This is a genomic window from Streptomyces marincola (assembly GCF_020410765.1).
GTDB lineage: Bacteria > Actinomycetota > Actinomycetes > Streptomycetales > Streptomycetaceae > Streptomyces > Streptomyces marincola.
The window spans coordinates 1140039-1161966 of record NZ_CP084541.1; the positions used below are offsets into that span (position 1 = coordinate 1140039).

The following is a 21928-nucleotide window of genomic DNA, read 5'->3' on the forward strand; positions in this document are numbered from 1 at the left end:
GCATCAGCCCTCCGATCCGGCGATCTCCTCGACGCGCTCGCGCAGCCGCTCGGGTGTGAGGGGCTCGTCGGCGGCCCCGTAGATGTCCTCCCCCTGGAGCAGCACCGTGGGCGTTCCGGTGAAGTCGGAGTCGAGGAAGCCGGCGTTGGCGCTGCTCACCCACTCCTCGTGCGAGCCGTCCTCCACGCACGAGCGGAACGACGCCGTGTCGAGGCCGTCGACGTCGCCTGCCAGGTCGATCAGGCGGGCCTTGTCGGCGAACGCGTCGTCGCTCTCGGCCGGCTGATGCGCGAACAGCAGGTCGTGGTACTCCTGGAAGGCGCCGGCGTCCCGGGCGCACAGGGCGGCGTTCGCGGCGAACTTCGAGCCGTTGCCTCCCATGTTGCCGTCGATGATCGACACCAGGTGGTAGTCGACGCGCAGCTTGCCCTCGTCCGTCAGGTCGCGGATGGTCTCGCCGAAGGTGTTCTCGAACTGGCCGCAGGCCGGGCAGCGGAAGTCCTCGTAGATGGCCATCGTGGCGGGGGCCGAGGTCTCGCCCACGGCGATCGGCTCGGCCGCCGGGGCGTTCTCCCCGTCGTCGCCGCCGTTCGCCGCGATGACGCCGATCCCGGTGGCGACGGCCAGCACGGCCACGGCTGTCCCGGCGACCTTGGCCGAGCGCTTGCGCCGCTCCGCGGCCCGTTCCCGTTCCCGCTCCTCGCGCAGCCGTTCGCGGGCGCTGCGCCTGCCCTCTCGATTCCCTTGGCTCACGCCATGGGCCAACGACCCCGGCCCGGCCAGGACACGCCCGGCACGCGGATCGGAAGGCCGGGCCGCGGGAGCCCGCGCGCCTACCGTGAGCCGGGTGATCGCTCGCAAGACCGCTCCCGACCTGCTGGCGGCGGCCCTGGCGGTGCTGCTGTTCGCCGCCGCGGCCGTCGTCGGGGCCGCCATCAACGACGACGGCGTGCTGGTGCTGAAGTGGCCGCCGCTGTTCGCCCGCTGGGAGCCGCATGCCGGTCCCGGCACCCCGGCCGCGCTGCTGGTGGCGGGACTGGTCCTGCTGTACGGCCCGCCGCTGGCGCGGCGGCTGCCGTGGCGCTGGCTGCCGCCCGCCGCCTGGTGCGCGTCCATGGCGTGGATCTGGTCGCTCGCGCTGGTCGACGGCTGGCGGCGCGGGGTGGCCAGGCGGCTGGCCTACGGGCACGAGTACCTGACGGCGCTGGACGACATCGACGGGATCGGCCCGTTCCTGCGCACGTTCACCGACCACATCCCGATGGACTCGCAGGACAACTGGCCGGCGCACGTCGCCGGGCACCCGCCGGCCGCGACGCTCACGTTCGTGCTGCTCGACCGGGTGGGCCTGGGCGGCGGGGCGTGGGCGGCGGCGTTCTGCGTCACCACCGCGGCGAGCGCGGCGGCGGCCGTGCTGATCGCGGTGCGGGCGCTCGCGGGCGAGCGGCTGGCGCGGCGGGCGGCGCCGTTCGTGGTGCTCGCGCCCTCGGCGGTGTGGCTCGGGGTGTCGGCGGACGGCTGGTTCACGGCCGTGGCCGCCTGGGCGCTGGCCCTGCTCGCGCTGGCCGCGACCGGCGCGGTGCGCGCGCCGCGGGCCGCCGCGCTCGGCGCGGGCGTGCTGGCGGGCTGTCTGCTCTACCTCTCCTACGGCCTGGTGCTCATGGCCCTGGTGGCCGCAGCGGTGCTGTGGCTCGCGCGCGACGCGCGCCCGCTGCCCTGGCTGGTGCTCGGCGCCGTGCCGTGGGTGGCGGGCTTCACGGCGGCCGGGTTCTGGTGGTACGACGGCTACGAGACGCTGGTGGGCCGCTACTACGAGGGGGCGGGCGGGCAGCGGCCCTACGCCTACTTCGTCTGGGCGAACCCGGCGGTCCAGGTGGCGTCCGTCGGCCTGGCGACCGTGGCGGGCCTGCGCCGCGCGGGCACGCGTCCCGTCCGCCGGGACGCGCGGCGGCGTGCCCTGGCCGTGCTGGTCGCCTCGGCGCTCGCGGCCATGCTGCTCGCGAACCTGTCGGGCATGAGCAAGGCCGAGACCGAACGGATCTGGCTGCCGTTCGCGCTGTGGCTCCTGCCCGCGGCGGCGCTGCTCCCGGCCCGGCACACCCGGTGGTGGCTGGCCGCGCAGGCCGCGCTCGCGCTCGCCGTCAACCATCTGTGGCTCACCCGCTGGTGAGGCGGGCCGCGCCGGGGCTGATTTCACCGGGTGGCGCGGGGATTGCCGAGGGCGATGAACGCCCTGCCGTGCACGGCCCAGCTCCCCAGCGGCACCCAGCCGGCCGACTCGCCGCTCGCGCACAGCGCGGCGGGCCCGAGCCTCGCCCAGGGGAACGGCGGGCCGACCGGGCCCGTTCCGTCGTCGAGGCGGACGTGGAGGCGCTCGTCGATGTCGGTCGGCGCGGCCTCGGCCAGCAGCAGCCCGCCGGGCGCGGTCAGCCGCCTGACGCGGCGCAGCAGCGCGACGGGGTCGCCGCCGATGCCCGCGTTCCCGTCCATCAGCAGCACGCTCCCCCAGCGGCCCTCGGCCGGCAGGGCCTGGAAGACCGACCGCAGCAGGGCCGTTCCGCCGCGGCTGCGGGTGCGGGCGACGGCGGCCGGCGAGGTGTCGATGCCGAGCGCGGGGCGCGCGGCGCGGGCCAGGGCGATGACCATGCGGCCGGGGCCGCAGCCGATGTCGAGGACGCTGCCCGTGCAGCGGACCAGGACGCTGCGGTCGGCCGCGTCGGGGCCCGCGCACCAGCGTTCGACGTCCAGGCGCAGCCGCCGCCCGTCGGCGCGGCGCAGGAACAGCGGGCCCCGGCCGGTGCGCAGGGCGGCGGCGTAGACGTCGCCGGTCCAGCTCACGTGGCGGCGCCGGCGCGCAGCGCGGCCCAGGCCGCCGCGAACCGCCCGCCGGGCGCCTCCCGCGCGATCCGCGCGGCGTCGGCGGCGGTGTCCACGTCGCGCAGCACGGGCAGGTCGCGCACGTCGAGTCCGGCCTCGACGAGCCGGTGGCGCTGGCGCCGGCCGGTGGACGGGGTGGACATGGGGACGCCGAGGACGAGCGCGGGCCTGGGCCTGGCCATGCCGAGGGCCCAGAAGCCGCCGTCGGCCGCGGGCCCGAACCAGGCGCGGCCCGGTGGCCAGGCGTCGGCCGCGGTCGCGGGTGCGAGCAGCGCGGGGGTGAGCTGCGGGGTGTCCATGCCGACGAGCAGCGCGGGGCCGGGGCAGTGGGTGAACGCGGCGGCGATCCGCTGGTCGAGGCCGCCGGTGCCGCGCTGCGCCACGACGTCGAAGCCGGGCGGCAGCCACGGTCCGGGGCGGCCGGCGAGCACGAGCAGGCGCCGCCGCGCGGGCACGCGCAGCAGCGTGCGGAGGGTGTCGGCCAGCGCCGCCTCGGCCAGGCGGGCGGCCTCCTCAGGGGTGCAGGGCGGGGTGAGGCGGGTCTTGACGCGGCCGGGCACGGGCTCCTTGGCGATGACCAGGAGGGTGGCCGCGCCGTCCGGGGGCCCGGCGGTCACCTGAGCACCGCCCGCATGTCGCCGACGGCCTGCCAGGTGCCGCGCCAGGTGCCGGTGACCTTCGAGCGGCCGGTGCGCGGCCGGTAGGCGATGTCGGTCTCCTCGATGCGCCAGCCGGCCTCGGCGGCCAGGACCACCATCTGCAACGGGTAGCCGCTGCGCCGGTCGGTGAGGCCGAGGCCGAGGAGCGCGGCGCGGCGCGCGACGCGCATGGGTCCGAGGTCGCGCAGCCGCACGCCGGTGCGGTTGCGGACCATGCGGGACAGGGCGCGGTTGCCCAGCCGCGCGTGCAGGGGCCAGGCGCCGCGCGCGGTGGGGCGGCGGCGGGCCAGCACGAGGTCGGCGGCGCCCGTGCCGACGGGGGCGGCGACGCGCGGCAGTTCGGCCGGGTCGAGGGAGGCGTCGCAGTCGCAGAACGCCACGAGGTCGCCGGTGGCGGCGAGCAGTCCGGCGTGGCAGGCGGCGCCGAAGCCGCGGCGGGGCTCGTGCACGACGTGCGCGCCGAGCCGTTCGGCCAGGGCCGGGGAGCCGTCGGTCGAGCCGTTGTCGACGACGACGGCCCGCCAGCCGTCGGGGACGCGGTCGAGCACCCAGGGCAGCGCCTCGGCCTCGTTCAGGCAGGGCAGCACCAGGTCGCCCCGCGTCGGTGGGGAGGTGGTCACGCCCCTCACCCTACGAAGACAAACACCGCATTCGCGGACACTCTCCCCCTGCGTGCCCCGTCCTCCGTGTCCGCCGCCAGGACCGGGGCCAGGCCGCCCTCCGGTCAGGCCGCGGGCACCGGGGCCAGCGGGGCGCGGGCGAAGCGGGCCATGCCCTCGGCGAAGCCGACCCGTGGCCGCCAGCCGAGCTCCGCGCGCAGGCGCGCGGAGTCCGCCGTGACGTGCCGCACGTCCCCGAGCCGGTACTCGCCGGTGACCACCGGCTCGGGGCCGCCGTGGGCGGCGGCGAGCGCGCGGGCCATCTCCCCGACAGTGCGCGGCTCGCCGCTGCCGGTGTTGTAGGCGCGCAGCGCTCCCCTCGGCCCCGCGGCGAGCGCGGACAGCGCGGTCGCGTTCGCCGCCGCGACGTCCGTGACGTGGACGAAGTCCCGCCGCTGCCCGCCGTCCTCGAAGACCCGGGGCGGCCGGCCCGCGGCCAGCGCCGACCGGAAGAACGCCGCCACCCCCGCGTACGGCGTGTCCCTCGGCATGCCGTCGCCGTACACGTTGTGGTAGCGCAGGCTGATGGCCCGCCCCCCGGTCGAACGGGCCCACGCGGCGGCCAGGTGCTCCTGCGCGAGTTTCGTCGTGGCGTAGACGTTGCGCGGGTCGGGCGCGGCGTCCTCGGTGACGAGGCCGGGCAGCAGGGACGCGCCGCACGACGGGCAGGGCGGTTCGAACCGGCCGGCGTCAAGCCGCTCCGGTGTCCGCGGCCCTGGGCGCACCCGGCCGTGCCGGGGGCAGTCGTAGCGGCCCTCGCCGTAGACGACCATGGATCCGGCGAGCACCAGGCCGCCGACGCCCTCGGCGGCCATCGCGGCCAGCAGCACGGCCGTGCCCAGGTCGTTGACGCCGACGTAGTCCGTCGCGTCCGCGAAGCCCTGCCCGAGTCCCACGACCGCCGCCTGGTGGCAGACGGCGTCCACGCCGGCGAGCGCGCGGGCCACGGCCCGGGCGTCGCGGATGTCGGCGCGGTGCGCGTCGACGCCGGGGGCGGCCGGGCGGATGTCGAGCACGACCGGCTCGTGCCCCCGGGCCAGCAGTTCGGCCACGATGTGCGAGCCGATGAACCCGGCTCCTCCTGTCACCAGTACACGCATGGCCGTCACGCTAGGCCCTGCCACCCGAATCCCCGCGGGGCCACGCTGGCGGGGCGGCGGCACTCCCCCGGACTGGGACCCGGACTCAGGCCCGCGTCAGCGTTCCGTGCGGTCGGGGGCCGACTGCTCCCAGGGGACGCTGAGCCAGGGGCTCTCCGGGTCGGTGCTCAGGATCTGGTGCACGGCGACCATGTCGGTGTACCAGTCGCCGAACTCCTCGCTGTCGAAGTGCAGGCAGCGGCCGAGGACGAACCCGATCGCGAACTCCGCCCAGGACCTGTACACCTGCCTGCTGGCCTCCCCGGCCCGCAGCAGCGCCCGCTCGCTCTCCTCGCGTTCCGCGTACCGGGCGCCCAGGCCCCAGCGGGCCATGCAGGAGGCGCGGCCGTAGTCCCAGGCGAGGACGGAACGGACGCAGGACCCGCCGTCGAGCAGCCCGTCGGCGCGGAAGCGCGCCTCGTAGCGCAGGATGCGGCCGATCAGCTCCTGTGTCAGCGCGATGTCCGCGTCCAGGTCGAACTCCGGCGGCCGGCCGGTCCTGTCGACGACCTCGGCCGTCCGCGCCACCAGGACCCGTTCCGCGGTCTCGCGCCACCGCACCGCGTCGGGCGGCGTGCCGTGCTCCTGCATGAGGGCCTGCCGCACGCGCAGCGCGAACTCCCAGGCCGGGGAGACCACCTCGCCGCGCAGCAGCCGTTCGACCGTGCCCAGCCACTCCGGGCGACCGCCGACGCCCCACCAGCGCCCCAGCAGCTCCTTCTCCTCGGTGTAGCCGCCCCACTGCCAGCCGAGGTGGTTCCAGACGGCGCCGTTGTTGACCATGAGCAGCGCGCCGCAGGCCATGCCGTGCGCCAGCGCGCCGTGCCGGTGGCCGGTCCACAGGGTCTTCAGCTGCCGTTCCGGGACCGCGTGCCTGCCGTGCTTCTTCCAGCGCTTGGGGTCGGCGGGCAGGAACGTCTCGGCCGGCGTGCCGGGGTTCACCGCGAGCCAGCGGACGGACCGGGGCCACACCTTGGCGAGCGACACCAGGTCACTGCGCTCGAACACCCGATCGCCCACCGGGTGTTCGAGCAGGCCCCGGGTGAAGACGGCCAGCGCGAGGCCGTCGAAGTTCGGGTCCTTGAACGGGCGGAACGGGATGCTGCCCGGTGCCGCGTCCATCAGCTCGCGCGACATCGGGAAGTACAGGTCGGTACCGGCAAGCACCTCGAAGAACGCCTGCCAGTCCCCACCGGCCCCGGCCTGGTAGAGCTGCTGTTCGACCGCCGTCGGCGGCTCCCACGGCATGTGGCCCGCCTCCCCCTGCTTCCCCATGCGGTCGACTGTAGCGGGGCCCGCCCCCGCCCGGCACGGACGGGGACGGGCGGGCGGCGGAAAGCGCGGGCTCAGCCCCGGTTGCGTGCGCCGCGCGTCAGGTCGGCGGCGAGCTCGCGCAGCTCCCGCAGGGCCGCGGCCTCGTCGTCGCGGTGCTCCAGGACGCGCCGCACGAACGCCGAGCCGACGATCACGCCGTCCGCGAAGGTCGCGACCTCCGACGCCTGCACCGCGTTGGACACGCCGAGCCCGACGCACACCGGCAGCGGCGTGGTGGCGCGGACCCGGCGCACGAGGTCGGCCGCGTCCCGGCTGACGGACTCGCGAGTGCCGGTGACCCCCATCAGCGAGGCCGCGTAGACGAATCCGCTGCCGGCCGCGGTGATCGCGGCGATCCGCTCGTCCTTGCTGCTCGGCGCGACGACGAAGACGGTGGCGAGGCCGTGCCGCTCCGCGGCCTTGCGCCACTGCTCCGACTCCTCAAGCGGCAGGTCGGGCAGGATGCAGCCGGCGCCGCCCGCCTCGGCCAGCTCGGCGGCGAAGCGTTCGGGCCCGTAGCGGTCCACCGGGTTCCAGTAGGTCATGCACAGCACGGGAACGCCGGTGGCCGCGCGCACCTCGCGCACGGTGCGCAGCACGCCCGAGATGCGGATCCCGCCGCGCAGCGCGATGTCGTCCGCGGTCTGGATGATGGGGCCGTCGAGCACCGGGTCGCTGTGCGGGAGGCCGATCTCGATGATGTCGCAGCCGCCCTCGACCATCGCGATCACGGCGCGGATGCCGCCTTCGAGGGTGGGGAAGCCGGCCGGGTAGTAGCCGATGAGGGCCGCCCGGTTCTCACTCCTGGCCGCGGCGAGCGCACCGGCCAGCCCCTGTGCGTCGCCGCTCACTTCGTGTCCCCTTCGCCGCCGTTGTCCGCACCGTCGTAGAGCCCGAAGTACCGGGCCGCGGTGTCCATGTCCTTGTCGCCCCTGCCGGAGAGGTTGACCAGGATCAGGCCGTCCTCGCCCAGCTCCCGGCCCAGGTCGAGGGCGCCGGCCAGCGCGTGGGCGCTCTCGATGGCCGGGATGATGCCCTCGGTGCGCGACAGCAGCCGCAGCGCCCGCATCGCCTGGTCGTCCGTGACCGGCCGGTACTCCCCCCGGCCCGCGTCCTTGAGGTAGGCGTGCTCGGGGCCGATGCCCGGGTAGTCGAGGCCGGCGGAGATGGAGTACGGCTCGGTGATCTGCCCCTCGTCGTCCTGGAGGACGTAGGACCGCGAGCCGTGCAGGATGCCGGGCTCCCCCGCCGTCAGCGTGGCGGCGTGCTCGCCGGACTCCACGCCGTGACCGGCGGCCTCGCAGCCGACCAGGCGGACCCCGGCGTCGGGGATGAAGGCGTGGAACAGGCCGATGGCGTTGGAGCCGCCGCCGACGCAGGCGACGACGGCGTCGGGCAGCCGCCCGGCGCGCTCCTGGATCTGGCGGCGGGCCTCGACGCCGATGACCCGGTGGAAGTCGCGGACCAGCGCGGGGAACGGGTGCGGCCCCGCGACGGTGCCGAACAGGTAGTGCGTGTGGGCGACGTTCGCCACCCAGTCGCGGAACGCCTCGTTGATGGCGTCCTTCAGGGTGCGGCTGCCCGAGGTGACGGGCACGACCTCGGCGCCCAGCATCCGCATGCGCGCCACGTTCAGCGCCTGGCGCTCGGTGTCGACCTCGCCCATGTAGATGGTGCATTCGAGGCCGAACAGCGCGCAGGCGGTCGCGGTGGCCACGCCGTGCTGGCCGGCGCCGGTCTCGGCGATGACGCGGGTCTTGCCCATGCGGCGGGTGAGCAGCGCCTGGCCGAGCACGTTGTTGATCTTGTGGGAGCCGGTGTGGTTGAGGTCCTCGCGCTTGAGGAAGACCCGGGCCCCGCCGGCCTCGGCGCCGAACCGCGGCACCTCGGTCAGCGGACTGGGGCGGCCGGTGTAGTGGACGAGCAGGTCGTCGAGTTCCGCGGCGAACGCGGGATCGGCCTTCGCCTTCTCGTACTCGGCGGCGACCTCCTCGACGGCGGCCCGCAGGGCCTCGGGGATGAAGGTGCCGCCGAAGGCACCGAAGTATCCGCCCGCGGCCGGGACACGGCCTTCGGGATCGGGATGGAAGTGTGCGGCGGGCATGCGCATGCGGCCTTTCGGTCCTGTGGTCACGAATGCGATCGGCGAGTGGGCGGCCACCGCGGGCCGCGCGAGCACCCGGGCGCGGGAGCGCCCGGTCGCGCGCCGACGCGCGAAGCGGTCGCACGCCGGTGGCGGGCGCCGTCCTCAGACGGCGCGCGCTGGCGCGGGGGTCGCCGCGCCGGAGGCGGCGGGGCCTCCGGCGGCCACCGGCCATCGGCGGCCGTTGACCTGACCCGGCTCGCAGCCGATGTGGTAGCGCACCCGCCGCCCCAGCACACGCCGCGCGGGCGCACGGCACCCGCGCGGGCGGGTGCCGCGCGCCGGGTCGCGGTCCGCGGTGCGGGAGGGCCGGGCGGGCATTGGAATCAGCGCCCCTGCCGCAGCGCGGGGTGGGCGCCGGCCGCCACCAGGTCGGCGACGGCGGCCCGCGGATCGCGGCCGGTGACCAGGGACTCGCCGACCAGCACGGCGTCGGCGCCCTCGTTGGCGTAGGCGATCAGGTCGTGCGGACCGCGCACGCCGGACTCGGCCACCTTGACGATGTGGTCGGGGATCTCGGGGGCGACGCGCGCGAAGGTGGAACGGTCCACTTCGAGCGTCTTCAGGTTCCGGGCGTTCACCCCGATGATCTTGGCGCCGGCGTCCAGGGCGCGCTGCGCCTCCTCCTCGTCGTGCGCCTCGACGAGCGGGGTGAGGCCGATGGACTCGGCCCGCTCGACCAGCGACACGAGCGCGTCCTGCTCCAGGGCGGCGACGATGAGCAGCACCAGGTCGGCGCCGTGCGCGCGCGCCTCCCACAACTGGTAGGCGGTGACCACGAAGTCCTTGCGCAGCACGGGGATGTCCACCCGGGCCCGGACGGCGGCCAGGTCTTCGAGGGAGCCGCCGAAGCGGCGCCGCTCGGTCAGCACCGAGATGGCCGCCGCGCCGCCCGCCTCGTAGTCGGCGGCGAGCCCTGCGGGATCGGCGATGGCGGCCAGCGCGCCCTTGGAGGGGCTGGACCGCTTGACCTCGCAGATCACCGTGACGCTCTCGCCCTTGAGCGCGGCCACGCCGTCCCTGGCCCGGGGCGCGCGGGCCGCCGCCGCCTTCAGTTCGTCGAGCCCCACGCGGGCCTGCCGTTCGGCCAGATCGGCGCGGACTCCGTCGATGATCTCGTCGAGCACACTCACGCGACTGGCCCCTTCCGTTCGGTCAAACACTTCGATGGTATCCGCCGGGGAGCGGAGGAATCGCATCCGCCTGTGACGGCCGGGACCTGACCGTCCGCGACCTCTCAGGGCACCAGGGTGGCCCCAGCGGGCGTGTTCCGCACGAGCGTGAACGCGAAAACGAGGGCGCCAAGCGCCAGGCCGTGCGCCCTCCGGAGCACCGGTCGGCCCCGGCCGGGGGCCGGGCCGCCGCGCTGCGCGGCGGCGAACCGGCCCGCGAGCAGCGCCGCCGCCACCGCGCAGCCCGCGGCGACCAGCGCGTTGGCCCGCAGGGCCCCGACCGGGTCGCCGTGCGCGAGGGCGTGGGCGCTGCGCAGCCCGCCGCAGCCCGGGCAGTGCAGGCCGGTGAGGGAGAGCAGCGGGCAGGCGGGGTAGTGGCCCGGCTCGTTCGGGTCGACGACGGCCACGTATCCGAACGCGGCGCCGGCCACCGCGAGCGCGGCCAGGGGCCCGAGGACGGCACCGGGAACGCGGCCGGGCGGGCGGGGCGGGCGGGACCGGGAGCGGCGGAGGGGCACGCGGTCAGCATCACGGCCGGCCCGCGCCGGCGCAACGCGAGGGGCACGCGGCGTGCCGCGCGCCCCCGGGAGCCTCAGCCGCTGACGGTGGTGCTCTTCTGCTCGCTCTCGCCCGACGCGGGGGCGGGCACGGCGGCCGTGGCGGTGGCGCCGGCGGCGGTCGCGGACGCGGTGGCGGGCCTGGCCGGCGTCGTGGGCTGCCCCAGGCCCATCGCGCGCATCACCAGGCCGACGACGCCGCCGAGCGCGACGACGACCGCGCCGGCGAGGACGCCGAGCGGCTCGGCCATCACCGTGTAGGCGCTGCCGATGGAGAAGCCGACAAAGACGATGAGGACGGCCGTCCAGGCGGCAGGGGTGTTTCCGTGGTGGGAGTGGCCCGCCATGTGTTGCTCCTCGTGGATCGGATCGTGGGTGCGTTCCCTCCGCACACCCGCTGCCATTGTGGCAGGTGGCCGTGACAGCGCGGGGGACGGCCCCGGCCCCCGCCGCCGCCGCGGGAACGGCTCAGGTCGGGTCCTCGCCGCGGTCGAGCGCCCGCCAGATGTCCTCGGGCCGCTCGGCGGCGGCCGTGCCGCCGCGCGGCGCGCGGCGCGCGGAACGCTCGTACCTGCCGGACATCGCGGGCCAGTGCCTGCCGTAGCTGAGGGCGAGCAGCCCCGCGCACAGCAGCAGCAGGCCGCCGAGCGCGGAGAACCACGGCCACCCGGTGTGCTCCACGCCGGTCACGGCGGCCTCGGCCAGCCCCATCGTCGCGGCCGCGTTGTCCTCAAGGGCCCCGGTGTCCCCGGCCCCGAGCAGCGCGGAGCCGATCGCGGCGGCCCCGCTCAGCGCGAGCAGCGCGGCGACGACGGCGCGCCCGGTGCGGCGCACCGCGAACACCGCGACCAGCGCGGCGAGTCCCACCAGCGCGCACGCGCTCGGCAGGCCCGACACGTCGCTGCCGCTCACGCTCACCGGCAGCTCGGCGCCGCCCACGACGGCCTCGGCCTCGCCCCAGGTCTGCCCGGCGGAGACCAGCACGACGGCGGCCCCGGCCGCGCCGCTGAGCAGCGCGGCGCCGAGGGAACGGCGCGTCGCGCTGCTGCTGGTACCGGCGGCGGGGTCACGCTTCACGCCTCCACGCTACCTCGCAGCTTCCCCGCCGTGGCCACCGCCCTGAGAACGGCCGCCGCCTTGTTCCTGCACTCGGTGTCCTCGGCCACCGGGTCGGAGTCCGCGACGACCCCGGCCCCGGCCTGGACGTAGGCGGTGCCGTCGCGCAGCAGGGCGGTGCGGATGGCGATGGCGGTGTCGGCGTTCCCCGCGAAGTCGAGATAGCCGACGCAGCCGCCGTACAGGCCGCGCCGCGTGGGCTCGATCTCCTCGATGATCTGGAGCGCGCGGGGCTTGGGCGCGCCGGAGAGCGTCCCCGCGGGGAAGCAGGCGGTGAGGGCGTCGAACGCGGTGCGGCCCTCGGCGAGCCGGCCGGTGACGGTGGACACGATGTGCATCACGTGGCTGTAGCGCTCCACCGACATGAAGTCGACGACCTCGACCGTGCCGGGCTCGCAGACCCGGCCGAGGTCGTTGCGTCCGAGGTCGACCAGCATCAGGTGCTCGGCGCGCTCCTTGGGGTCGGCGAGCAGCTCCTCGCCGAGCGCGACGTCCTCGCGCGGCGTGCGGCCGCGCGGCCTGGTGCCCGCGATGGGGTGCAGCAGCGCCCGCCCGTCCTCGACCTTCACCAGCGCCTCGGGGCTCGAACCCACCACGTCGAACGGCCCGTCCTCGCCCTCGAAGCGGAACAGGTACATGTAGGGGCTCGGGTTGGTGGCGCGCAGCACCCGGTACACGTCGAGGGCCGCGGCCGGGCAGGGCGTCTCGAAGCGCTGCGAGGGGACCACCTGGAACGCGTCGCCCGCGCGGATGTACTCCTTGACCGTCTCGACGGCCCGCTGGTAGTCGGGGCCGCCCCAGGGCACGGTGTGCGGCGGCAGTTCCGAGGGCGGCAGGGCGACGGCGGCCGTCGGGTCCGCCTTGGCCAGGCGCGCGGTCATGCGGTCCAGGCGGCGCACGGCGTCGGCGTACGCCTCGTCGACGCCGGTGTGGAGGTCGTTGTGGTTTATGGCGTTGGCGATCAGGAGGACCGTGCCGTCGCGGTGGTCGACCACGGCGAGGTCCGAGGTCAGCAGCATCGTCAGCTCGGGCAGCCGCAGGTCGTCGCGCGTGCTGTCGCCCACCGACTCGAGCCTGCGCACGATGTCGTAGCCGAGGTAGCCGACCATGCCGCCGGTGAACGGCGGCAGTTCGGGGTCGTGCGGGGTGTGCAGCGCCTCGATGGTCTCGCGCAGGACCCGCAGCGGGTCGCCCTCGGTCGGCACGGACACCGGGGGCGTGCCGAGCCAGTGCGTCCGGCCGTCGCGCACGGTCAGCGCGGCCATGGAGGCCACGCCGATGAACGAGTAGCGGGACCAGGTGCGGCCGTTCTCCGCCGATTCGAGCAGGAACGTCCCGGGGCGCTCGCCCGCCAGCTTGCGGTAGAGCGCGATGGGGGTGTCGCCGTCGGCGAGGAGGCGCCGGGTGACGGGGATGACGCGGCGGTCCTTGGCGAGTGCGCGGAAACGGTCGAGGTCTGGCGTCGTCATGGCCGCTGAGCCTACTGCTCGGCCAGGGGCAGCGGGTTCGCGTCGAAGCAGGTCCTGTCCCCGGTGTGGCAGGCGGCGCCGACCTGGTCGACCCGTACGAGGACGGCGTCGCCGTCGCAGTCGAGGGCGACGGACTTGACGTGCTGCACGTGCCCCGAGGTGTCGCCCTTGGCCCAGTAGGCGCGGCGGCTGCGGCTCCAGTAGGTGCAGCGCCCGGTGGTGAGGGTGCGGCGCAGGGCCTCGTCGTCCATCCACCCGAGCATCAGCACCTCCCCGGTGTCGTACTGCTGGGCGATGGCCGCGATCAGCCCGTCGGGGGTGCGCTTGAGGCGGTCGGCGATCGCCGGATCGAGGGTCGGCGGTGTGCGGGACATGGGCCCATTCTGCCGCGCCCGCGCCCCCGGCGGCGCGCCGGTCGCGGACGGGGGGCCCGCGCTCCCGCGGCGGGCGGGCCCGCCCGTTTAGGGTTGAGGGCATGTCTACCCATGCCAAGCGTGAACGTCTGCTGCTCGCGGACCTGTTGGAATCCGCGGGCCCCGAGGCCCCCACCCTGTGCGAGGGGTGGACGACCCGTGACCTGGCGGCGCATCTGGTGGTGCGCGAGCGCCGCGCCGACGCCGCGGGCGGCATTCTGATCAAGCCGCTCGCGGCCCGTTCCGAGCGGGTGCGCAACGAGTTCGCGGCGCGGCCCTACGACGAGTTGCTCCAGCTGATCAGGACCGGCCCGCCGCGGGTGTCGCCGTTCTCGCTGAAGCAGATCGACGAGGCCGCCAACACCGTGGAGTTCTTCATCCACGCCGAGGACGTGCGGCGGGCGCAGCCCGACTGGTCGCCGCGCCCGCTGGACGGGGTGTTCGCGGACACGCTGTGGAAGCGCCTGGAGACCGCGGGGCGCATCATGGGCCGCCGCAGCCCCGCGGGCCTGGTGCTGCGCCGGCCCAACGGCCAGACGGTGGTCGCGCACAAGGGCGCGCCGGTCGTGACGGTCACGGGGGAGCCCGGCGAGCTGCTGCTGTACGCCTCGGGGCGGCAGCGGGTGGCGCGCGTCGAGGAGGAGGGCGAGCCCGAGGCGGTCGCCAAGGTGCGGCAGGCGAGGCTCGGTCTCGGCTGAGGCACCGCGGGCCGTGTCCTGCGGCTCGCCCTCGAACGTCCTCGCTGCCGGGGACCCGGCGGACGCGCCCCGGCCGGCGGTCACTTGAGTGGGTGAGCGCCGGCCGGGGCGGTCCGGGTGCGCGGCGCCGCGCGGCGGGGTTCAGTCCTTGCCGCGCCCGCTGAGCGCGTCGCGCGCGCGGTCGACGAGCCCGGCGCCTGGCGCGAGGATCTTGTTCAGCGGGGGGCGGTCGGGCGCCGAGGGGTGGGGGCGTGTGGGCGCCATCGACTTGGCGCGGCGCGCCTTGTCGCCCAGCGCTTCGAGCCGGTCCTGCGAGCAGCTCTGGCGCAGCATCGGGAAGAGGTTGTCCTCCTCGTCCCTGATGTGCTCCCGGATCTCCATCATCAGCCGGCCGATGAGCCGGTCGAACTCGGGATCGGCCGCCTCGTGCCGCTCCAGGTCCTTCATGATGCGCTCCGCGGTGGCGTGGTCCTCGATCTCCTTGTCCGCGATGCGGTCCCCGTCCGGGACGTGCTCGCGCACGGCCGGGTACAGGTACTGCTCCTCCGCGATGGAGTGCCGGATCAGTTCGATCGTGGCCCGGTCCGCCAGTTCCTTGCGCCCTTCGTGCCCGGGTGGCAGCGCCTCGATGTGCCGGAACGCGTCCTCCACCTCCCGGTGGTCGGTGGCCAGTTCACGAATGATGTCTCCGCCGTGACCCATGCTGCTGTCTCCTTCGACGTACGGGGCCGCGCGGCGGGTGCGGTGCCGCGCGACGCGCGCCCGGGTAACCCGCGCGGGCGCGCGGGAAACCCGGTGGCGGCGCCCGCGCGGCACCGCCGGGGGCGTTCGGGGTGGGCCGGGGGCGCTCAGTGGCGGCAGACGCCTCCTTCCACCATCTCCAGGTGCGCCGCCACGACCGGGCGCGCGGCCTCGGCCGCGGCCTTGACCTCGGCGTTCGTCCCCGTCTCCAGTTCCTCGTCGATCAGGGCCAGGGTCGCCTCGTGGGCCGCGGCCTGGACGGTCAGCCACGCCTCGTCGTACTCGGGCGTGCCGGCCAGCGCCCTGACCTCTTCGAGCTGCCGGCGCTGCTCCTCCGTGGGCGCGTCGGGCAGCGGTATTCCCAGCCGCTCGGCCAGCGCGGTGAGCGACCGGTCCAGGCGGGTATGGTCGCGCACCAGCGCGGCGCCGACGTGCTGCACGCACTCGGTGGTCGCGTTCTTCTCCGCGTCCTCCCCCGCGGCGATCTCCGCGAGGTTGCTCTGGTGCGCGCCCGCGGCGAACGTCTCGTCGGCCGCCGACACGGTGCCGCCGGCGTCCTGCGCGTGCGCGAGGCCCGCCGGGGCGACCGCCAGGCACAGGGCGCTCACGGTGATCATGGCTGTCCGGGCTGCTCTCATGGCTACTCCACCTTCGGGAACGGGGCGGGGCGCCCCGGGGCGCGGACGCGCCTCAGCCGTCACTCTCCGCGCCGGCGTGCCGCGTCGCACACCGTCCGCCGCCGTTCGGGTGACCGTACGGCGCGGCGCACCGATTACGCTGGTCGGCGTTCGCGCCCCGCGCACCCAGGACCGGGAGGGAGACGTCTCGTGTGCACCGGCCTCTCCCCTGTCATCGCCGCCACCGCGCAGTGGCTCGTGCGCGCCTACCCGGCCGCCGACGGGCCGCTGAGCGAGGTGCTGGCCGAGGTGCAGGCCCGGCAGGCGGTCACCGTCGCGGCCTGGCTGCGCTACCCGACCGAGATGGACGCGGCGCTCGTGGCGCTCGCCGGGCCCGGGGGCTGCGCCCGGCTCGACTGGATCACCGGGGCAGACCCCTACGATGCGGTGCCGCTCGACGAGGAGGAGTTCGCCTGGCGCTCGTGGGTGGACGAGGCGGTCGCGAGTTGGGCCGCGTGCCTGCTGACGTCCGCGCCGCTCGCGGAACGCGCCGTGGCCGCCGTGGCGCACACCGCGCACGCGGGCGCGTACCCGGCGGAGTTCCGCCGGCTGACCCGGCCCGCGGAACGCGACCGGCGCGCCGCCGCGCTGCTGCGGCACCCCGACCTGACCGCCCCGGTGGCCGACCTGCACCGGGCGCCGCTGCTCGACCGGCTGGCCGCGGAACCGTCGTGCGGTCTCGGCCAGGGGCCCGACCCCGTGGGCAGCCCTTAGGCGCGGCGGCACCGGCCGCCGACCGGCGGCAACTCCCCTCCCCGCTGCGGCGGTTGAGCCGCCGCCCGCCGCGGTGGGGGCCGGCCGGCGCCCGGCGCACGGCGGGCGCCCGCGCCGCGGTCCCGGCGCCGCGGGGAACCCGCGCCCGCAACACGGCCGGAAGATCACGTTCACACAGGCTTACACAAGTCTTGACTTAACCAATCATCCGTTGCCACACTCCGGTGCAGCCGCAAGCGCTTGCGGACGGCCCCTCGGGCCGTCTTGTCGCGGTTGGTGAATGAATCGATTCACAGGGCGCGTTCCGATCCACCCCGCCCGGGGGGCATTCGGGAAGCAAAGGAGCACCGGATGAGCCGGACACCCACGGCCACCGCCGCCGGACACCCCGGGCGCGCAGGCCGCCCCCGGCCGGACCGCCGCACGGGACCTCGCGCGGCCACCACGGACACGACACCGCCGGCCCGGCGGGCGGAACGACGCCGGCCCGGCCCGCGCGCCACCGCGTGACGCGGCGGTAACGGCCGGGCGCCGCCCCGCGGCACACGGTGGCGCGAGGCCGCCCGAAGGCCGGGAAAAGCCCGCGCCGACGTTTCCGAAAAGTTACCAGCTATCCGGTTGCCGCCACCGACCCCGGCGGTATTGTAACGATTCACTTCGGGTGCCAGCCGGGGGTTGATAAGGCTCGACACCGCTCCTGAAGTGCTGTTTCGCATTGACAGAGCAGGGAGGCTCCTATGTCAATCAGTAAGGCCGCCACGCGCGGTCTGGCCCTGGCCCTCGTGGGTTCGCTGGCACTTACCGCGTGCGGTTCCGGCGACGACAGCGGCGACGGCGACGGAAACGTCACGCTGAACTTCACCTGGTGGGGCGGTGACGAGCGCGCGGAGCGATACGAGGAGGCCATCGACCTCTTCGAGCAGGAGAACCCCGGCATCACCGTGCAGACCAGCTTCGCGGAGTTCCAGGACTACTGGACGCAGCGCAGCACCGACGCGACGTCGGGTGAACTCCCCGACGTCATGCAGATGGACCTCTCCCGGCTGCTCGAATACGCGAACGCCGGCCTGCTGTACGACATGAACGAATTCACGGGGAACCAGCTCGACGTCTCCACTATCGACGAGGCCCTGCTGGCCTCGGGCGAAGTGAACGAACAACTGGTCGCCCTTCCCACGGGCACGAACACCCTGGCGCTGTTCTACAACCCGGATCTGCTCGCCGAAATCGGCGTCGAAATACCGGACTGGGACTACACCTGGGAGGAGTACCAGGAGTTCATGATCGAGGTCACCGAAGCGGGTGCCTCGCACGAGCCGCGCGTGTACGGCGCCGGCGACTACACCATGACCTGGTGGTTCTTCCTCCAGCACCTGGTGCAGCAGGGCATCGAGCCGTTCTCCGAGAACGGCGAGATGAACTTCACCGAGGACGACATGCGGGAGTGGATCGAGAGCGCCGCGCCGCTGCGCGAGCCCGAGGACGTCACCTTCCCCGCCTCGCGCGCCGAGCAGCTGCTGCCGAAGAACGGCTTCACCAGCGGCGAGGCCGCCGTCGAGTTCCACTGGGACAACTTCCTGCACAGCTACTCGCACGACCTGAACAGCGAGAACGTTCAGCTGATGCCGATGCCCAGCGGCCCCGACGGCGAGAAGCACATGTTCTTCAAGCCGACGATGCAGCTGGCCATGGGCGGCAACTCCGCGCACCCGGAGGAGGCCGCGCAGCTGATCGACTTCCTCGTCAACTCCCCCGAGGCCGGCGCCATCATCGGCACCGACCTGGGCGTTCCCGCCTCGCAGACCCGTCTGGACGCCCTTGAGGTCGAGGAGGGCAGCCTCGACCAGCGGATCATGGAGTACGAGCAGCGGGTCCGCGACGAGGGGCACGCGACCGCCCAGGTGCCCGCTCACCCGGAGGGCTTCGGCGCGGTGGAGACCGAGTACGTCGAGGTGCTGGCCCAGGAGTTCGGCTACCGGCAGATCGACGCGGACCAGTTCGTCGAGCGCTGGTTCTCCGAGGCCGCCAACCTGCTGGTGACCTCGTGACCGGCCCCGCCGGCGCCCGCCCGTGACGACCTCCTCGAACGGAACACCCACATGACCGTGACGCACGAGGCGTCCCCGGTTCGTCGGGCCGGCGGGCCCGCGCGACGGCCGCAGACCAAGCGGCCGTCGCGCCGGGCTGCCGAGACCCGGGCCGGCTACGCCTTCCTCGCCCCGTGGCTGCTCGGCTTCATCGCCCTGACGGCCGGGCCGATGATCGCCTCCGCCTACCTGGCGTTCACCGACTACCACCCCATCCGCGGCGGTGAGTGGATCGGTACGGAGAACTTCACGCGCCTCTTCGACGACCCGCGGTTCCTCGACTCGGTCCAGGTCACGGTGACCTACGCGATCGTCGGGACGCCGATCAAGCTGGCCGCCGCGCTCGGCGTCGCCATGCTGCTGAACAACCGCAAGCGCGGCAAGGGCACCTACCGCTCGCTCTTCTACGCGCCGTCCCTGATCGGTGCCAGCGTCTCCATCGCCATCGTGTGGAAGGCGATGTTCAACGACCAGGGCATCATCGACGACATCGGCGACTACTTCGGCACGTGGAGCGGCGGCTGGGTCGGCGACCCGGGCCGGACCATGCCGATGATGATCCTGCTCGCGGTGTGGCAGTTCGGCGCGCCGATGGTCATCTTCCTCGCGGGCCTGAAGCAGATCCCGAACGAGCTGTACGAGGCGGCCCAGGTGGACGGGGCCGGGCCGGTGCGCCGGTTCACGAAGATCACGCTGCCGATGCTGTCGCCTGTGCTGTTCTTCAACCTGGTGCTTGAGACGATCAACTCCTTCCAGGTCTTCGCCTCCGCCTTCATCATCTCCGGCGGGCGCGGCGGGCCGGCGAACTCGACGCTGTTCTACACGCTGTACCTCTACCAGCGCGGCTTCGGGCAGGGCCAGCTCGGTTATGCCGCGGCGATGGCGTGGCTGCTGGTCATCGTGGTCGGCATCATCACGCTGATCTTCTTCAGGACCTCGCGCTACTGGGTCCACTACTCAGGGGAGGGCCGATGAGCGCCACCATCCTCACCGACGACCGGCCCGCCCCCGCGCCCGGCCGGGGCACCGAGCTGCGCCGCCGCGCCAAGCGGCGCCGCGCCGGCAAGACGCTGCTCCTGCACCTGGGCATCATCGCGCTCGCCGTGGTCATGCTCTACCCGGGCGTGTGGATGCTGCTGTCGTCCTTCCGGCCGACGAACCAGATCATCGGCCAGACGGGCCTCATCCCGGACGAGACGACGCTCGACAACTTCAGGACCGCGTTCGAGGGCATCGGCGGCGTCTCATTCTGGACGTTCTTCTCCAACTCGATGATCCTCGCGGTCGGCTCGGCCATCGGCGTGTGCGTGTCCTGCTCGGTGTCGGCCTACGCGTTCGCGCGCATCGACTTCCCCGGCAGAAACCTGTTCTTCTCGCTGATGATCGGCACGCTGCTGCTGCCGTTCCACGTGCTGATCATCCCGCAGTTCATCATGTTCAACGAGATCGGCTGGACGGACTCCTACCTGCCGCTGCTGATCGGCAAGTTCCTCGCGGCGGAGGCGTTCTTCGTCTTCCTCATGGTGCAGTTCATGCGGAACCTGCCGCGCGAGCTGGACGAGTCGGCGCGCATCGACGGCGCCGGGCACATACGGATCTTCACCGCGATCATGCTGCCGCTGATGCGGCCCGTGCTCGCGACGGCGTCGATCTTCGCGTTCATCTGGAGCTGGAACGACTTCCTCGCGCCGTTGATCTACCTGCGCACGCCCGACAAGTACCCGCTGCCGCTGATGCTGCGGCAGTACACCGACCAGACGAGCGTCTCGGACTACGGCGCGCAGATGGCGGCGGCCGTGCTGGCCCTGGCGCCCGTGCTGCTGTTCTTCATCCTGTTCCAGCGCTATATCGTCGAAGGCGTGGCGACCCAGGGTCTGAAGGGCTGATCCATGCGAGGCAAACGGTGGCAAACGGGCTTCGCCCTCTTCGGCGAGGTCGTCATCACCGGCGTGGTGGTGGCACTGCTCACCGTGCCGGTCGTCACGGCGCTTCCCGCGCTGGCGGCCGGCGCCGCCCACCTGCGGCGCCACCTCGGCGGCGACAGCGTGCGGATGGCGGATCTGCTGCGGGACTTCGGCGCGGCCTGCCGCACGCTGTGGCCGGCCGCGCTCGCCCTGAGCGCGGCGGCCCTGCTGCTGCTGTGGAACCTGTCGCTCGCCGAGGCCGCGGTGATCCCGGGCTCCGGCGGGCTGCTCGTGGTGATGTGGCTGCTGATCGCCGCGTGGGGCGTGCTGCTGCTGCGCACCGCGGCGGCGTGGCGGCCGGAGCGGCCGGCGGCCGGCACGGTGTCGGTCGCGGCCCGGCGGATGGGCGAGGACGTCTCGGGCTCCGTGCTGCTCGCGTTCGCGTGCGGGATGGCCGTGATGCTGGTGTGGATGCTGCTGCCGCTGGTCCTCGTGGCCGGCGGCCTGCTCGCGCTCGCCGCCCTCGCGGTCGAGCACCGCGCGGCGGTGCGCGCGGAGGAGTCCGAGGCGGCCGACGCGGGCGCGGGCGAGGCCGCGCGCGGCTGAGCCCGTCCGCGCTTGCAGGACCGGGCCGGCGCCCGCTCAGCTCCCGTGCGCCATGAGGATGCGGCGCAGCTCGCGGGCGGCGCGCGGCGGCGACACGTCGCTGCGGTGCGCGATCGAGATCGTCCTGTGCAGACCCGGCGGTTCGAACGGGGTCGCGCGCAGGGCCGCGCGCTCGGCGACCATGCTGGGCACCACGGCCAGGCCGAGCCCCGCCTTGACGAAGCCGAGCACCGCGTCCATCTCGCCGCCCTCGACGCTGAACGTCGGCTCGAACCCGGCGCCGTGGCACGCGGCGAGGGTCAGCTCCCGCAGGTCGTAGCCGTGGCGGAACATCACCAGCGGCCGGTCGCGCAGGTCGGCGATCGCGATGCGCTCCCCCGGCACGGGCGGCGGCAGCACGGGTGAGGAGATCACCACCAGGTCCTCGCGCAGCAGTTCCTCGGTGGCCAGCGCGGGCGCCTGGCTCTGGAGCGGGGTGATGATCAGCGCCAGGTCGAGTTCGCCGGCGGCCAGGATGCGCACCAGGTCCTGCGAGCCGTCCTCGTGGACGAACAGCTCGACGCCCGGATAGCTGTCGCGGAACGTCCGCAGCACGCCGGGCACCAGGCTCGCGCACAGGCTGGGCGTCGCGCCCAGGCGCACCCGGCCGCGCCGCAGCTGGGCGACCTCCTGCACCTCGCGGCGCGCGGTCTCGGTGTCGGCGAGGATGCGGCGGGCCAGCGGCAGCAGCGCGGCCCCGGCGTCGGTCAGCGAGATGTGCCCGCGGGCCCGGTGGAACAGCTCGGCGCCCAGCTCGCGTTCCAGTGCGCGGATCTGCTGGGACAGCGAGGGCTGGGCGACGTGTTCGCGGCGCGCGGCCCGCGTGAAGTGGCGGGTCTCGGCGACGGCCGCGAAGTAGCGGAGCTGCTGCAACTGCATATCGATAGTCTACGACTATCGGAATCAGCCATTCTATGTCTTGGACTGATGCCTTCCGGTCGGCC

General features: G+C 74.5%; 24 protein-coding genes. 7 read left to right on the top strand and 17 right to left on the bottom strand.

Annotation, left to right across the window (positions count from 1 at the left end; genetic code table 11):
- Positions 1 to 3 precede the first annotated feature (3 nt).
- Positions 4 to 753 carry a DsbA family protein gene (locus LC193_RS04805; RefSeq protein WP_226071877.1) on the bottom strand — a complete coding sequence of 250 codons (750 nt, stop codon included), beginning with the start codon at positions 751 to 753 and terminating at the stop codon, positions 4 to 6.
- Between the two features lie 85 nt (positions 754 to 838).
- On the opposite strand from LC193_RS04805, the gene LC193_RS04810 reads away from it, so the two are divergent.
- Complete coding sequence (locus LC193_RS04810; protein WP_404819348.1) at positions 839 to 2170, top strand: hypothetical protein; 1332 nt, start codon at positions 839 to 841, stop codon at positions 2168 to 2170.
- Between the two features lie 23 nt (positions 2171 to 2193).
- On the opposite strand, the gene LC193_RS04815 is transcribed toward LC193_RS04810, so the two are convergent.
- The 13 genes from LC193_RS04815 to hisI form a co-directional block, all read right to left on the bottom strand.
- A complete protein-coding gene (locus tag LC193_RS04815) occupies positions 2194 to 2838 on the bottom strand; it encodes a class I SAM-dependent methyltransferase (RefSeq protein ID WP_318842127.1) in 645 nt (214 codons plus the stop codon).
- The gene (locus tag LC193_RS04820; protein ID WP_226071881.1) at positions 2835 to 3494 is read right to left on the bottom strand and encodes a TIGR04282 family arsenosugar biosynthesis glycosyltransferase; all 660 of its coding nucleotides are present in this window, start codon (positions 3492 to 3494) and stop codon (positions 2835 to 2837) included. Before LC193_RS04820 ends, LC193_RS04815 begins: the two co-directional genes overlap by 4 nt.
- Positions 3491 to 4165 carry a glycosyltransferase family 2 protein gene (locus LC193_RS04825; RefSeq protein ID WP_404819349.1) on the bottom strand — a complete coding sequence of 225 codons (675 nt, stop codon included), beginning with the start codon at positions 4163 to 4165 and terminating at the stop codon, positions 3491 to 3493. The genes LC193_RS04820 and LC193_RS04825 overlap by 4 nt, the downstream gene beginning before the upstream one ends.
- Before the next feature lie 95 nt (positions 4166 to 4260).
- Positions 4261 to 5295 (bottom strand): NAD-dependent epimerase/dehydratase family protein, encoded by a 1035-nt coding sequence (locus tag LC193_RS04830; RefSeq protein ID WP_226071885.1) that lies wholly within the window; start codon positions 5293 to 5295, stop codon positions 4261 to 4263.
- A 96-nt stretch (positions 5296 to 5391) separates the two neighbouring features.
- Entirely contained in the window at positions 5392 to 6609 is a 1218-nt protein-coding gene (locus tag LC193_RS04835; protein WP_226071886.1) for a DUF1266 domain-containing protein, read from the bottom strand.
- A 71-nt stretch (positions 6610 to 6680) separates the two neighbouring features.
- The gene (gene trpA / locus LC193_RS04840; protein WP_226071887.1) at positions 6681 to 7499 is read right to left on the bottom strand and encodes a tryptophan synthase subunit alpha; all 819 of its coding nucleotides are present in this window, start codon (positions 7497 to 7499) and stop codon (positions 6681 to 6683) included.
- A complete protein-coding gene (gene trpB / locus LC193_RS04845) occupies positions 7496 to 8752 on the bottom strand; it encodes a tryptophan synthase subunit beta (RefSeq protein ID WP_226071888.1) in 1257 nt (418 codons plus the stop codon). Before trpB ends, trpA begins: the two co-directional genes overlap by 4 nt.
- A 365-nt stretch (positions 8753 to 9117) precedes the next feature.
- Positions 9118 to 9924 carry an indole-3-glycerol phosphate synthase TrpC gene (gene trpC / locus LC193_RS04850; RefSeq protein ID WP_226071889.1) on the bottom strand — a complete coding sequence of 269 codons (807 nt, stop codon included), beginning with the start codon at positions 9922 to 9924 and terminating at the stop codon, positions 9118 to 9120.
- A 104-nt stretch (positions 9925 to 10028) separates the two neighbouring features.
- Positions 10029 to 10481, bottom strand: coding sequence for a DUF2752 domain-containing protein (locus LC193_RS04855; RefSeq protein WP_226071890.1), 453 nt, complete (start codon positions 10479 to 10481; stop codon positions 10029 to 10031).
- Positions 10482 to 10555: 74 nt separating this feature from the next.
- The gene (locus LC193_RS04860; protein WP_226071891.1) at positions 10556 to 10867 is read right to left on the bottom strand and encodes an HGxxPAAW family protein; all 312 of its coding nucleotides are present in this window, start codon (positions 10865 to 10867) and stop codon (positions 10556 to 10558) included.
- A 121-nt stretch (positions 10868 to 10988) separates the two neighbouring features.
- On the bottom strand, positions 10989 to 11597 hold the full coding sequence (locus tag LC193_RS04865; protein WP_226071892.1) for a TIGR02234 family membrane protein: 609 nt from the start codon (positions 11595 to 11597) through the stop codon (positions 10989 to 10991).
- A complete protein-coding gene (locus LC193_RS04870; protein WP_226071893.1) occupies positions 11594 to 13105 on the bottom strand; it encodes an anthranilate synthase component I in 1512 nt (503 codons plus the stop codon). The genes LC193_RS04865 and LC193_RS04870 overlap by 4 nt, the downstream gene beginning before the upstream one ends.
- 11 nt (positions 13106 to 13116) lie before the next feature.
- Positions 13117 to 13479 (bottom strand): phosphoribosyl-AMP cyclohydrolase, encoded by a 363-nt coding sequence (hisI, locus tag LC193_RS04875; RefSeq protein WP_086161142.1) that lies wholly within the window; start codon positions 13477 to 13479, stop codon positions 13117 to 13119.
- 101 nt (positions 13480 to 13580) lie between these two features.
- Between hisI and LC193_RS04880 the strand changes: the two genes are divergently transcribed.
- The gene (locus tag LC193_RS04880; protein ID WP_226071899.1) at positions 13581 to 14216 is read left to right on the top strand and encodes a TIGR03085 family metal-binding protein; all 636 of its coding nucleotides are present in this window, start codon (positions 13581 to 13583) and stop codon (positions 14214 to 14216) included.
- Between the two features lie 141 nt (positions 14217 to 14357).
- Here LC193_RS04880 and LC193_RS04885 read toward each other — a convergent pair whose 3' ends face one another.
- Positions 14358 to 14918: a hemerythrin domain-containing protein gene (locus LC193_RS04885; protein WP_226071903.1), complete on the bottom strand. Its 561-nt coding sequence runs from the start codon at positions 14916 to 14918 to the stop codon at positions 14358 to 14360.
- A 146-nt stretch (positions 14919 to 15064) separates the two neighbouring features.
- A complete protein-coding gene (locus LC193_RS04890; RefSeq protein WP_226071905.1) occupies positions 15065 to 15595 on the bottom strand; it encodes a DUF4142 domain-containing protein in 531 nt (176 codons plus the stop codon).
- Between the two features lie 189 nt (positions 15596 to 15784).
- Here LC193_RS04890 and LC193_RS04895 point away from each other — a divergent pair, with 189 nt between their 5' ends.
- The 5 genes from LC193_RS04895 to LC193_RS04915 all read left to right on the top strand — a co-directional run bounded on the left by LC193_RS04895 (position 15785) and on the right by LC193_RS04915 (position 20945).
- Complete coding sequence (locus LC193_RS04895; protein ID WP_226071907.1) at positions 15785 to 16348, top strand: hypothetical protein; 564 nt, start codon at positions 15785 to 15787, stop codon at positions 16346 to 16348.
- Positions 16349 to 17085: 737 nt separating this feature from the next.
- Positions 17086 to 18396, top strand: coding sequence for an ABC transporter substrate-binding protein (locus LC193_RS04900; protein WP_226071909.1), 1311 nt, complete (start codon positions 17086 to 17088; stop codon positions 18394 to 18396).
- A 51-nt stretch (positions 18397 to 18447) separates the two neighbouring features.
- Positions 18448 to 19410 (top strand): carbohydrate ABC transporter permease, encoded by a 963-nt coding sequence (locus LC193_RS04905; protein ID WP_226071910.1) that lies wholly within the window; start codon positions 18448 to 18450, stop codon positions 19408 to 19410.
- Positions 19407 to 20321 (top strand): carbohydrate ABC transporter permease, encoded by a 915-nt coding sequence (locus LC193_RS04910; protein ID WP_226071911.1) that lies wholly within the window; start codon positions 19407 to 19409, stop codon positions 20319 to 20321. The genes LC193_RS04905 and LC193_RS04910 overlap by 4 nt, the downstream gene beginning before the upstream one ends.
- A gap of 3 nt (positions 20322 to 20324) precedes the next feature.
- Positions 20325 to 20945, top strand: a complete 621-nt coding sequence (locus LC193_RS04915) for a hypothetical protein (protein WP_226071916.1) — start codon at positions 20325 to 20327, stop codon at positions 20943 to 20945.
- 36 nt (positions 20946 to 20981) lie between these two features.
- Here LC193_RS04915 and LC193_RS04920 read toward each other — a convergent pair whose 3' ends face one another.
- A complete protein-coding gene (locus tag LC193_RS04920; RefSeq protein WP_226071918.1) occupies positions 20982 to 21863 on the bottom strand; it encodes a LysR family transcriptional regulator in 882 nt (293 codons plus the stop codon).
- Between the last annotated feature and the right edge of the window lie 65 nt (positions 21864 to 21928).